We start from the raw sequence: 12,335 nt of genomic DNA on the forward strand, positions 1-12,335 counted from the left end.
GGTATTCGGGGCGCCGCGCTTCCACGCTCGCGCTTGACTGCAACAGGCCCCGCCCCGCTCTCGCCACCAATCCCGGCGCATCACGCCCGCCCATACCGGATCGCACTGCTGCCAACGCCATGCCACAATGGCGCCGCTTTTTTATTGCCGGCACCGCTTGCCGATTGATGGACGTTGAAACCCATGTCTGACCCGATTGCTGCCGCCCCGCTGGACCGGCGCCTGTCGATTGCCCCGATGCTCGACTGGACCACCCGCGACTACCGCATGCTGATGCGCCTGATCACCCGCCATACGCTGCTGTATACCGAAATGGTCACGGCCCCGGCGTTGCTGCATGGTGATCGTGATGCACAGCTCGATCACGATGCCGGCGAGCACCCGATGGCAGTGCAGCTCGGCGGCAGCGATCCGGTGCAATTGGCAGAGGCCGCACGCATTTGCGAGCAATACGGCTATGGCGAAATCAATCTGAATGTGGGCTGCCCGTCCGACCGCGTGCAGTCCGGCATGTTTGGTGCTTGTCTGATGGCCACACCGCAGCGGGTGGCCGATTGCGTCGCCGCCATGCAGGCGGTGGTGAGTGTGCCGGTAACGGTTAAAAGCCGTATCGGCATTGATGACCAAGATGACTACGCCTTCCTGCACCGCTTTATCGACACCGTGCAACAGACCGGCTGTCGCACCTTCATCATTCATGCCCGCAAGGCCATCCTGAGCGGCCTCAGCCCCAAGGAAAACCGGGAAATTCCGCCGCTGATCTATGCGCGCGCGGAACAGGTAAAACAGGATTTCCCGCAGTTGGAGGTGATCCTCAATGGCGGTCTGCGCAGCTTGGATGAGGTAGAGCAGCACCTGCAGCATCTCGACGGCGCCATGATCGGCCGCGAGGCCTATCACAACCCACTGCACCTGGCAGATGCCGATCCGCGTATCTTTGGTCAGCCGGCGCCGCGCAGCGCGGTCGACGCCCACAGCGTGGTGCATGCGTTCATGCCTTATCTGGAGCAGCGTTTTGCCGCCGGCGTGCATCCTAAGCACATCCTGCGGCACCTGCTCGGGCTGTTCCAAAACCGCCCCGGCGCGCGCGCGTTCCGCCGTCACCTTAGTACCCATGCCCATCGCGCTGACGCCACCCCGCAAGTCCTGCTGGATGCACTGGCGCTGGTGCCGACGCTCTGATCCGGCGCTTGCAGCGCGCCCGCAGCTACCGCAGTCTTAGTGGCTTTGGCGCCGCCCGCGGACAGGGGGTCCCGGGCGCCCGACTTCGCCAGGAGCAGTAACCCATGACTGACAAACGCGCCCAGTTGGCCCGCTTCAGTACGCTGGTGGCCGACACCGGCGACCTCGATACCATCTTGCAATTGCAGCCGGTGGATGCCACCACCAACCCGTCGTTGATGTTGTCGGTGGCACGCTACCCCGATGGCCCGGCGCTGCTGCAGCAAGCCCGCGAGCTGGCGGCACGCATCGACGCCGAGGCTGGCCTCGCACTGTGCAACGACGCCTTTGCCGCAGTGGTCGGTCAACGCATCCTCGCCGCTATTCCCGGCTGGGTGTCCAGTGAAGTGGATGCGCGCTTGTCGTTCGACCGTGCCGCCACAGTGGCGCGCGCACGCCAGATCCTGCACTGCTACGAACTGCTAGGCGCCGATACCGGTCGCGTGCTGATCAAGATTGCCGCCACTTGGGAAGGCCTGCAGGCCGCCGCCGAGCTGGAGCGTGATGGCATTCGCTGCAACGTCACCTTGGTGTTCAACACCACCCAAGCGTTAGCTGCCGCCGAACGCGGCGCGACGCTGATTTCCCCGTTCGTCGGCCGCATCCGCGATTGGGCGCTGCGCCAAGGTGCGGTGATCAACGACATCGACGACGACCCCGGTGTGCAATCGGTGCGCGCCATTTTCCGCGCCTTGAAAGGCCGCGGCCTGCCCACCTTGGTGATGGGTGCCAGCTTCCGCAGCACCGAGCAGATCGAGGCACTGGCCGGCTGCGATCGCTTGACCATCGCCCCCAGCCTGCTGGATGCGCTGGCGCAAGACCCCGGCACGCTGCAACGCCAGTTGGACCCGGCGCAGGTGCCGTCACTGGACGCCAGCGCACCGCTCACCGAAGCCGCGTTCCGCTGGGCCATGAATGACGATGCCATGGCCAGCGAACTGCTGGCCGACGGCGTGCGCCGTTTCGCCCGCGACCAGGACGCACTGGATCAACTGCTGGAGCCGTCCGCATGAGCGGCTGGAAAGCCTTGGGCCGCTGGTTATCGGGCCCGGAACAGGCGCCAGCGCCGGCGCTGGAAGACGCTGCTGCCGCGCTGCTCTATGAAGTCGCCCGCGCCGACGGCGTGCTCAGCGACAGCGAGCAGCAGGCACTATCAACACGCTTGGTGCAACTGTTCGGTGAGCCGGCGGCATCCGCCGCGCAGCGGGGCGCCGAACTGGCCGAGCAGGAAGTAGATTACTTCCGCCTGGTGCAGGTGCTGCGCGACCACTGGTCTGCCGAGCAACGCGCGGAGCTGGTGGATGCCATGTGGCAGATCGCGGCAGCCGATGGCGAGTTATCGCGAGATGAAGAAGCAGTGGTGCGCAAAGTGGCCGACCTGCTGTACGTGTCCCACAGTCGTATGCTGCGTGGGCGCCCGCGTCAAGGAACTCAGTGAGTGCCGTGGCCGTTTCAGCGGCACAGTGATCCGGTCGCATAGGGCTCTGAACGCGCGGCCCGCCCACCATCGGCGTCCGCTCGGTTTACCTACCCACTCGCGCCGCACTTCGCCAGCCATAAAAAAAGGGCGCCCGAGCGCCCCTTTTTTTGCCGGAAACCAATCGGTTTACTGATCGAAACCGGGCATTTCCCGCTGTACCCGCCGCAGCAGCGCCGGCCATGCCAAACCGGCGCCGGCGCCTTTGGTTACTTCGCGCATACTTTGCAGCGCGCCATCCAGAATACTTTGCGGAATCGGAATCAGCGCCCCGCCGCCGGCCTGCGCCTGCACTTGGATTTCACAGCAGCGCTGCAGCGTGTACATGCCAAGGAAGGCCTCCGCCACCGAACGGCCGCAAGTCAGCAATCCGTGGTTGCGCAGCACCAGATTCTTGGCCTGGCCCAAATGTGCTTGCAGGCGCGCTTTTTCGTCTTCACGCAGGGCCACGCCCTCGTAGTCGTGGTAGGCCAGGCTGGCCAACACAAACAGTGACTGCTGAGAAATCGGCAGAATACCGCCCGCCTGCGCCGACACGCCGACCCCGGCCGGGGTATGGGTGTGCAGCACACAACCGACATCCTCACGCACCGCGTGAATAGCGCTGTGGATGGTGAAACCAGCCGGGTTGATGTCGTAGGGCGAATCCATCAACTTGTCGCCGTCGAGATTGATCTTCACCAGGTTCGAGGCGGTGACTTCCTCGAACATCAGCCCGTAGGGATTGATCAAGAACTCTTCGGTGCCCGGCACCTTCGCCGAGATGTGGGTAAAAATCACATCGTCCCAGCCGTACAGGGCCACCAGCCGGTAGCAGGCGGCCAGTTCCACCCGGGCCTGCCATTCCGCCGCGCTCACGTGGTCGCGGACGTTCAATTGCAGCAACGCTGACTCGATCGTCATGGAGTATCCTCTTGTTCTTCGTTGGCCGATGCGGTGCCTGCGCACCACCACTTGAGGAGCAGTCTAGTCAGTGACCGAGCCCGAAACTGTCACATCGACGACAATCCCAGCCCGCCTTAGCAGTGCCGAACAACGGTTACTGTTCCAAGACAATCGGCTGCTGGGCCGCTTGCCGCCGCCGGTGCTGGCGGCGCTGGAGCAGCAAGGCCGGCGCCGCCAACTGGCAGACGGCGACTGCATCTATGCCCGTGGTGACGCTCCTGACGGCCTTTACGGCTTGCTGCGTGGCAGCGCCCGCATCAGCAACTTCAGCGCCGAAGGCCGCGAAGCCGTGCTGGCCGTGCTCAACCCAGGCAGCTGGTTTGGCGAGGTGTCGATGTTCGACGGCCTGCCACGTTCCCACGATACCCACGCCCGCGGCAGCACCGAGCTGTTGCTGATCCCGCGTGCCGCCTTCCACCAATTGCTGGTGCAGTTCCCGGCGCTGTACCCGGTGTTCACCGAACTACTGTGCCGGCGGTTGCGGCTGTCGTTCTCACTGCAGGAAGACACCACCTTGCTGCCACTGGCGGCGCGGCTGGCCAAACGACTGGTGATGCACGCGCGCAACTACGGCCAGAGCAGCCGCCCCAGTAATGTGCAGCGGGTAACGTTGTCGCAGGAATCACTGGCGCAGATGCTGAACAGCTCGCGCCAACAGGTGAACCGGCTGCTGAAACGGATGGAAGCGGCCGGCTGGGTCACGCTGCGCTACCGCAGTGTTGAACTGCGCGATCCGGCCGCGCTGAACCAAGTGGCCAGCGGCCAGCGCGGGCTGCCGCCGGACAGCAGCAGTCATCCATCCCCGCCTCAGCGCTGATTCGCCGACGCCCACAAACAACAAGGCCCCGCAGTGCGGGGCCTTGTTGTTCAGGCAAGCGGCTCACCAATCATCGTCATCATCACTGTCGACGCCGCTGCTGAAATCGAAGTCGTCATCGACATTGTGCTCACCGGCCATCAGCGCCCGGTTGCGCAGGTAATAGTCACGGATGAAGGCATAGCGGTCGCCGGTGATGACGCCCTCATAATCAAGCAACTCGGCGCGGTAATTGAGCATGTAGACGCCCCACAGGCTCCAGTAGGTGCGCCGATGGCGGACCTGGGAGTTGAAGGCGAAGTAGCCATCAGGAACGATGGCGGCCGCATCCCGCGGCGTGCTCGGCCCTAGCAACGGCAGCATAATGTAGGGCCCCTGCGGCACGCCCCAGTGGGCCAAGGTGGTGCCAAAATCGGTCGGTCGCTTTTCCACACCGGCGCTGGTGGCCACATCAAATAGGCCGCCGACGCCCAGCGTGGTATTGAGACCAAAACGGCTGAAGTTCTTGCCGGCATCCCCCAACTCACCTTGCAACAGGTCATTCACGCCGCTGCGAAGATCTTTGAAGTTGTCGTAGAAACGGCTGATCGAACGGCGGATGAAGCCCGGCGTGACCTTCTGGTAGGTCACCGCCACCGGCCGCGCCGCATAGCGGTCCACCACATCGTTGAAACCGAATATGCGGCGGTTGAAGTGTTCCCACGGGTCCTGGGGATGGGCAGGCGGTACCGGCAACAGCGCCGGCTCTGCCGGCGTTGCCGCAGACCATGCCGCCGAGGAAACCAGCAGCAATCCAAGTGCTGCCCACCGGTGCCATACGCCGCCGTTCATCGCCATGCTCTCCCCGGCCCGGACTGCCGTGCAGCCCGGGACTGATTGGTGGTGTTCAACACTTGCGCAGGATAATAGACCCGGCGGAGTAGCCCGCACCGAACGAACAAATCACACCCAGCGCCCCAGCCGGCAGGTCGGCATTGTACTTGTGGAACGCAATGATCGAGCCGGCCGAACTGGTGTTGGCGTATTCGTCCAAGATCACCGGCGCTTCTTCCAGCGTGGCGTCACGGCCGAGCACCTTGCGGGCGATGAACTGGTTCATGCCGAGGTTGGCTTGGTGCAGCCACATACGGTTGAGCGCATCCGGGGCCAGCTCCAACTCCTGCAGATGGGTACTGATCTGCTCGGCCACCATCGGACACACCTCGCGGAACACCTTGCGACCTTCCTGGCGGAACAGCTTGTCGCGGGCACCAATGCCGGCTTCATCACCGCGGTTGAGGAAGCCGAAGTTGTTGCGGATGTTGTTGGAGAACTTGGTCTGCAGCTTGCTGCCGAGCACTTCCCACTGATTGTCGGAAGTGGCGTCTTCGCGCGCTTCCAGCACCAACGCGGTGGCCACGTCACCGAAGATGAAGTGGCAATCGCGGTCTTCCCAAGCCAAGTGCGCCGAGCAGATTTCCGGATTCACCACCACCACGCAACGGGCATTGCCGGATTGAATGGCGTTGACCGCCGCTTGCAGCCCGAAGGTGGCCGCGGAACAGGCCACGTTCATGTCGTAGCCCCAGCCGCCTTCCATGCCTAGGTAGTGCTGCACTTCGATGGCCATCGCCGGGTACGGGCGTTGCATATTGGAACACGCCACCAGTATCGCATCGACGTCAGCGGGGGTGCGGCCCGCAGCGGCCAGCGCCTGCTGAATGGCCTTCACGGCCATTTCCGCCTGCACCGAGATGTCGTCATCGCTGCGCTCGGCAATGCGCGGTGCCATGCGCTCCGGGTCCAGCACGCCGTCTTTGTTGAGCACGTAACGGGCCTTGATGCCGGACGCTTTCTCGATGAACTCGGCGCTGGAGGGCTGCAAGGCCACCAGTTCACCGGCCTCGATGGCGGCCGCATTGCGGCTGTTGTAAAGCTCCACATAGCGGTTGAACGATGCCACCAGCTCTTCATTGCTGATCGACAACTCCGGGGTCCAAAGCCCGGTCCCGCTGATTACCACTGCCTGCTGTGCCACAACGCATACCTCGTGCTTGGCGGACGCCTCGTGGGCGTCCGCACAGAAAAATGTAATCGGCGATTATTGCGCCTCGGTGCCGGTTTCGCAAAAGCCTTTGTCAGCAACTCAACAGGTCTCCCAATGCTGGCGCAACCGTTTCGGCGACACCGGCACTCGGGTGCCGAGCTGCTGGGCAAACAGGCTGACCCGGTATTCTTCCAGCAGCCAGCGGTATTCCGCCAGCGCCGGTGACTGCTGCCACAGCGGCCGGTCACCCGCGCGCAGCTGATATTGCTCCCACAGCCCTTCCAATTCCTGTGCCCAAGCGCGGTCCTTATTGAGCTGGCCGCCGAGCTTGTCCAACCGCAGGCTGATGGCGTGCAGGTAACGCGGGTATTCGGCGAGCGCTTGCGCCGGGGTATCACGCAGCACCGTGGGCGGGAACAGGCCCGCCAACTGCTGCTTCAGATCGCGGTGAGCATGGGCCCAGGCCAGTGGGAAATTCTTCTCCAGCCGCGCCATCAATGTGCGGTAACTGGCCAGCAGCTCGCCCCACTGACGCAGCCATTGCTCTGCCGCCGGCACCAAACTGCCGCGGCCCTGTTGCCACAGCGCTCGGAACGCTGCTTCATCGCGCACGTGTTCCAATCCAGAAAAATGCTGTGCGACCGCCCGCAGCAGAGCGTCGTCCAGCACTCGCTGGGCCAGGGGCGAGCGCTCCGCTGCCATTTTCTGGAACCCTGGCTGCTGGCCGGCAAAGCGGCGCAGCAACCGCAGCGATTCGCCCTGCCGCAAGGCCAGCAGCCTCGCTACGCCCCAGCGATGCTGCCACTGGGCTTCCTCGCTGCGGGCAAAGTGGCCCAAAGTAACTTGCTTGCCATCATCCTGCAGCGCCGGGTAGCTCGTGACGGTCATGCCGCCGTGACGCTGACTGAGGTTGTCTGCCAAGGTCCCGAACACCCAGTCATCGGCCGACACCGGTTCCGGTGCCGCCACTGTAGCCAGCACATCTTGGGCCCGATCGCCCCAACGTGCTTGCAGTGCCGCCAGATCCCGCCCCTCATCAAGGATGCGGTCGCCATCCACCACTTGCAGGTGGAAGCGCAGGTGCTCCGGCAGCGCCACCGCCTGCCACTCTTCTAATTCAATGCGCACGCCGGTGATGCGCGCCAACACCTGAGTCAGCGCCGGCAGCAGTGCGCCCTCGCCCACCGTCAGTCGGTCGAGTGCGGCATTGACGAAGTCCGGCACCGGCACAAACGCACGCCGGCGCGCTTTCGGCAGCCCACGCAACAGGGCCTCCAGCTTGTCACGCAGCAAGCCCGGCACCAGCCAGTCCAACCGCTCATCAGTGAGTTGCTTGAGCGCCGCCACCGGCACCGTCAGCGTGACCCCATCGCGCTCGCCGGTGGGATCGAAACGGTATTGCAGCGGCAACGCCAGTTCGCCCCATTGCAACTGATCAGGGAACGCGGCGGCCCCCAGCACCGGGTCACGGCGCAACAAGTCGTCGTCGCTCATCAACAGCGCCGTTCGCTCGGCCGCCTCCGCGTTGCGGTACCAGCTTTCCAGATGGCGCAGGCTCGGTAGCGGTTGCGGCAGCCGCTGGTGGTAAAACTCGTACAGGTCATCATCGTCGGCCAGCACATCCCGACGGCGCAGCTTGTGCTCCAACTGCTCCAACGCGCTGCGGCGGGCCTGATTGAGGCGCACGAAATCCGGCAGTCGTGGTAGCGCGCCCCCCACCAATCCTTCGCGGATCATCAGTTCGCGCGCCAACGGCGGATCATGGGGGCCGTAGTGCACCCGGCGGCCGGACACCAACAACAGGCCGAACAGACTGACTTGTTCCTTGGCCCACACCGCCCCGTGTTTCTTCGACCAGTAGGGTTCCAGGTACTGGCGTTTGATCAGGTGCGCCCCTTCCTGCTCGATCCATTCCGGCTGGATTTGCGCCAGACAGCGGGCGAACAAGCGGCTGGTGTCGATCATTTCCGCTGCCATCAACCACGGCGCCTTGGTGCGTGACAACGCCGAACCCGGCCACGGCAGTGGCTTGCGGTTACGGGTGGCCAGCCACTCGCCTTCCTCAGTGCGTTTCATCACGTGGCCAAGCAGACCGGCCAGCAGCGAGCGGTGAATGGCATCGGGAGTCGCCGGCTGCTCCGCCAGCGGCAATTGCAGCGCCCGGCACAACAGCAATAACTGATGATGGGTTTCACGCCACTCCCGCATCCGCAGCGGAGACAGGAAGGTCTTCTGCAGCAATTTCTCGTACTGCGAGCGGCTCAGCGCCGCCCGTTGTTCCGCCGCCCACTGCCACAGGTTCCAAAACAGCAAGAAGTCGGAACTTTTGTCGGTGAACGGTTGGTGCTTTTGGTCAGCCTGCTGTTGCAGTTCATGGGGCCGGTCACGCGGGTCTTGGCTGCCGAGCGCGGCCACAATCACCAGCACTTCCCGCAGCGCGCCCAATTCCGCCGCGCGCAGCACCATGCGGCCGAGGCGCGGGTCCAGCGGCAGTTGCGCCAGCTGGCGGCCGAGTGGGGTCAGCCCGCCGTGGTCCAGCGCACCCAGTTCTTCCAGCAGTCGATAACCATCGCGCACCAGACGCCCATCGGGCGGATCCAGGAACGGAAAGGCTTCCAGGTCACCCAGTCCCAGCGATGACATCTGCAGGATTACCGCCGCCAAGTTGGTGCGGCGGATTTCCGGGTCGGTGAACGCTGGTCGGCCGAGAAAGTCTTCTTCGCTGTAGAGCCGGAAACAAATACCGGGCATCACCCGCCCGCTGCGGCCGGCACGCTGGGCAGCACTGGCCTGCGACACCGGCTCCACCGGCAGACGCTGCACCTTACTGTGCACGCTGTAGCGGCTGATACGGGCGGTGCCGGCGTCGATCACGTAGCGAATGCCAGGCACCGTCAACGAGGTTTCGGCGACGTTGGTCGCCAGCACCACACGCCGCCCGCGATGGGGCCGGAAGATGCGCAGCTGGTCCTGCTGGCTGAGGCGCGCATACAGCGGCAGGATTTCAGTGTCGCGGAACTCGCAGCGACGCAAATGGTGGTGCAACTCGCGGATATCACGCTCGCCACTGAGGAACACCAGCACATCACGGGCCGGCGGTACCGCGCCGCGCTCCTCACGTTCGATCTCGCGCAGGATGTCTTCCACGTCGCGGCGTAGATCACGCTCGCCATCCTCCGGCACCGGCCGGTAGCGCAGCTCCACCGGAAAAGTGCGGCCGGAAACCTCGATCACCGGCGCGCCGCCGAAATGGGCGGCAAAACGCTCATGGTCGATGGTGGCGGAGGTAATGATGACTTTTAGATCCGGTCGCTGCGGCAACAACTGGCGCAGGTAACCGAGCAGGAAATCGATATTGAGGCTGCGTTCATGGGCCTCATCGATGATCAGCGTATCGTACTGGTCGAGCGAGCGGTCGTGCTGTATTTCCGCCAGCAACATGCCGTCGGTCATCACTTTGATCAGGCTGTTGTCACTGACTTGGTCCTGAAATCGCACCTTGTAGCCGACCATGTCGCCGAGACTGCTGCCCAGTTCTTCTGCCAACCGCCCCGCCACCGCCCGCGCCGCCAACCGGCGCGGTTGGGTGTGGCCAATCAGGCCGGCTTGGCCGCGCCCCAACGCCAAACAGATCTTCGGCAGCTGGGTGGTCTTGCCGGAGCCGGTCTCTCCGGCCACCACCACTACCTGGTGTTGGCTGATCGCCTCACGCAAGTCGTCCAACCGTGCCACTACGGGCAGGTCTGGCCAGTTCAACTGCAGTGGCTGGGCGGCGCGGGCCGCGCGCCGCGCCACCGAAGCCTGCAACTGGCGTCCCAGCGTTTGGCGACGGCGCGCATCATCCTGCCGCGCCAAACGGCGCAGCGCCTTGCCGGCGCGCACCGCATCCACCCGCATGGCATCGGGCAATAGTGCCCGCAGCGCCGCCAGAGACGGCGCCGAATCGGTGTCCTGCCCCATTATTGGTGCAGCCAGCGCTGACCGGCTTCGGTGAGACCTGCCGGCGACACCGACAGCACCGCCAGCGACGCCTCACCAGGCTGCAGCAGCACTTCGAAGCACATCAATTCATCACGGCGGAATGCGTGCACCTGCACCCGGTCACCGGGCTGGTAAACGCTGAGCATGTCATCCAACCGGCGGGCATCCACTCGCAATCCATCCAGCGCCACCAGCACATCCCCGGCGGACAACCCGGCCGCCATGGCCGCGCCTTGGTCAAACGCCACCGCAATGCGGGCGCCCTGCACCTCGTCGGCCACCCGCACCCCAAGACTGACCGCAGCGGCCGCCGCCGGCTTGCCGCCCAGATCCCCGTGACCGGCCGGCGCGCGCCACTCAACTTGCACGCCGCACTGGCTGAGCAGAGTTTCCAGCGGCAATGAGTCGGTGCCGTACAAGGCCGGTTGGAAAAAGTCGTCCAGCGTTTCGCCAGCGACTTCGGCCACCAGCGCCTGGATGCCCTGCTCCGGCACGCCGATGCCGGTTTGGCCGTGGCGCTGCCACAGCAGCCGCATGACATCATCCAACGACCGCTCGCCGCCGCTGCGTTGGCGCAAGGTTAGGTCCAACGCCAGTGCCACCAATGCGCCCTTGGCGTAATAGCTCACCACCGCATTGCTGGCGTTTTCATCGGCTTTGTAGAACTTGGTCCAGGCATCGAAGCTGGACTCCGCCACGCTTTGCCGACGCTGGCCGCTGCCACGTTCGACCCGCGACAGAGTTTGTCCGACCAGCTCCAGATAGCTGTCGACGCTGATCAGGCCGGTACGCACCAGCGTCAGGTCGTCGTAATAACTGGTAATGCCTTCGAACGCCCACAGCTGCTCGGTGTAGTTTTCTTCGCGCAGGTTGTAGGGGGTGAATGCCTCCGGCTTGATGCGTTTGACGTTCCAGGTATGGAAGTACTCGTGGCTGCACAAGCCGAGATAGCTGCGATAGGCATCGCGCACGCGCGTACCGTCGCTGGCGCGCGGCAAGTCATTGCGGCTGCACATCAGGCTGGTGGAGTTGCGGTGTTCCAGACCGCCGTAACCGTCACCGGTCACCAGCGTCATGAACAGATAATCGTCCATCGGCGCCGGCTCACCGAACAGCCGAATCTGGTATTCGCAGATCCGTTTCAGGTCATCGCACAGGCGCGGCAGATCAGCATGGTGACGGCCGCTGAGCACCACCCGATGCGGCACCCCGCAGGCGTCAAAACGGGCTTCGTCGAAGCGGCCCATCTCCACTGGATGGTCTAGCAGCGCATCGTAGTTGTCGGCCTCGAAACTACCGAAACCATCTTCGGCGCCGCTGATGCGGCGTAGCCCGGTAGCCAAGCGCCAATCGGCGTACTGTTCTCCGGCTGGCGCTTCGATGGTGATGCGACATGGCTGGTCTTCCAGTCCGTGCGGCGCCAGAAACATGCAGGGGCCGTTGAAGTAGCCGTGGGTGGTATCCAAGTGCGCGCCGCGCACCGACAGATCCCAGGCATAAACCTCAATGCGCACCGTCAGCGGCCCGGTGCAGGGCACCAGCGCCCAGGTGTGTTTATCCACCTTGGCCCAATCCAACGGCTGACCGTTGCTGTGCGCGTCGAAGGCCACCACGTGGCGGGCGAAATCGCGAATCATGTAGCTGCCGGGAATCCACGCCGGCAATGACAGGTGCTGCCCTTCCGGCATCGGCTGCGCCAGCGTCAGGGTCACCTCGAACAGGTGGGCTTCGGGGCGCAACGGGCGGATGCGGTAGTCAATCACGGGACAGTCTCCGGTACTGGCAGGAGCGGCGATTATAGCGCTGCGCGGCCACCTTGACCCCCTGTCACAAATCGCGCACTTTGTGGCCTTCATCCCCGCCCCCGT

At 64.3% G+C, this 12,335-nt stretch carries 9 protein-coding genes; 4 read left to right on the forward strand and 5 right to left on the reverse strand.

Features of this window, described 5'->3' with window-relative positions; translation table 11 throughout:
* Window positions 1-183: 183 nt before the first annotated feature.
* The 3 genes from dusA (at window position 184) to AB5I84_RS08145 (ending at window position 2,659) form a co-directional block, all read left to right on the forward strand.
* Window positions 184-1,182: a tRNA dihydrouridine(20/20a) synthase DusA gene (gene dusA, locus AB5I84_RS08135; RefSeq protein WP_369455353.1), complete on the forward strand. Its 999-nt coding sequence runs from the start codon at window positions 184-186 to the stop codon at window positions 1,180-1,182.
* Window positions 1,183-1,286: 104 nt separating this feature from the next.
* A complete protein-coding gene (locus AB5I84_RS08140) occupies window positions 1,287-2,234 on the forward strand; it encodes a transaldolase family protein (protein ID WP_369455354.1) in 948 nt (315 codons plus the stop codon).
* Window positions 2,231-2,659 (forward strand): tellurite resistance TerB family protein, encoded by a 429-nt coding sequence (locus AB5I84_RS08145; RefSeq protein ID WP_369455355.1) that lies wholly within the window; start codon window positions 2,231-2,233, stop codon window positions 2,657-2,659. The genes AB5I84_RS08140 and AB5I84_RS08145 overlap by 4 nt, the downstream gene beginning before the upstream one ends.
* A gap of 168 nt (window positions 2,660-2,827) precedes the next feature.
* On the opposite strand, the gene AB5I84_RS08150 is transcribed toward AB5I84_RS08145, so the two are convergent.
* Window positions 2,828-3,601 carry a class II aldolase/adducin family protein gene (locus tag AB5I84_RS08150; protein ID WP_369455356.1) on the reverse strand — a complete coding sequence of 258 codons (774 nt, stop codon included), beginning with the start codon at window positions 3,599-3,601 and terminating at the stop codon, window positions 2,828-2,830.
* Between the two features lie 70 nt (window positions 3,602-3,671).
* Here AB5I84_RS08150 and AB5I84_RS08155 point away from each other — a divergent pair, with 70 nt between their 5' ends.
* Entirely contained in the window at window positions 3,672-4,460 is a 789-nt protein-coding gene (locus AB5I84_RS08155) for a Crp/Fnr family transcriptional regulator (protein ID WP_369455357.1), read from the forward strand.
* Between the two features lie 63 nt (window positions 4,461-4,523).
* On the opposite strand, the gene AB5I84_RS08160 is transcribed toward AB5I84_RS08155, so the two are convergent.
* From AB5I84_RS08160 to AB5I84_RS08175, 4 genes are all read right to left on the reverse strand, one after another.
* Entirely contained in the window at window positions 4,524-5,291 is a 768-nt protein-coding gene (locus AB5I84_RS08160; RefSeq protein WP_369455358.1) for an MlaA family lipoprotein, read from the reverse strand.
* Between the two features lie 55 nt (window positions 5,292-5,346).
* Window positions 5,347-6,477: a beta-ketoacyl-ACP synthase III gene (locus tag AB5I84_RS08165; protein WP_369455359.1), complete on the reverse strand. Its 1,131-nt coding sequence runs from the start codon at window positions 6,475-6,477 to the stop codon at window positions 5,347-5,349.
* A 108-nt stretch (window positions 6,478-6,585) separates the two neighbouring features.
* A complete protein-coding gene (hrpA, locus tag AB5I84_RS08170) occupies window positions 6,586-10,446 on the reverse strand; it encodes an ATP-dependent RNA helicase HrpA (protein WP_369455360.1) in 3,861 nt (1,286 codons plus the stop codon).
* Window positions 10,446-12,230, reverse strand: coding sequence for a M61 family metallopeptidase (locus AB5I84_RS08175; RefSeq protein ID WP_369455361.1), 1,785 nt, complete (start codon window positions 12,228-12,230; stop codon window positions 10,446-10,448). Before AB5I84_RS08175 ends, hrpA begins: the two co-directional genes overlap by 1 nt.
* Window positions 12,231-12,335 lie beyond the last annotated feature (105 nt).

The organism is Alcanivorax sp. REN37 (assembly GCF_041102775.1).
Classification (GTDB): Bacteria; Pseudomonadota; Gammaproteobacteria; order Pseudomonadales; family Alcanivoracaceae; genus Isoalcanivorax; species Isoalcanivorax beigongshangi.

Bases quoted from the DNA above. Each gene is read 5' to 3' on its own strand.
- dusA (WP_369455353.1), top strand. From the start codon at position 184: ATGTCTGACCCGATTGCTGCCGCCCCGCTGGACCGGCGCCTGTCGATT.
- AB5I84_RS08140 (WP_369455354.1), top strand. From the start codon at position 1,287: ATGACTGACAAACGCGCCCAGTTGGCCCGCTTCAGTACGCTGGTGGCC.
- AB5I84_RS08145 (WP_369455355.1), top strand. From the start codon at position 2,231: ATGAGCGGCTGGAAAGCCTTGGGCCGCTGGTTATCGGGCCCGGAACAG.
- AB5I84_RS08150 (WP_369455356.1), bottom strand. From the start codon at position 3,601: ATGACGATCGAGTCAGCGTTGCTGCAATTGAACGTCCGCGACCACGTG.
- AB5I84_RS08160 (WP_369455358.1), bottom strand. From the start codon at position 5,291: ATGAACGGCGGCGTATGGCACCGGTGGGCAGCACTTGGATTGCTGCTG.
- hrpA (WP_369455360.1), bottom strand. From the start codon at position 10,446: ATGGGGCAGGACACCGATTCGGCGCCGTCTCTGGCGGCGCTGCGGGCA.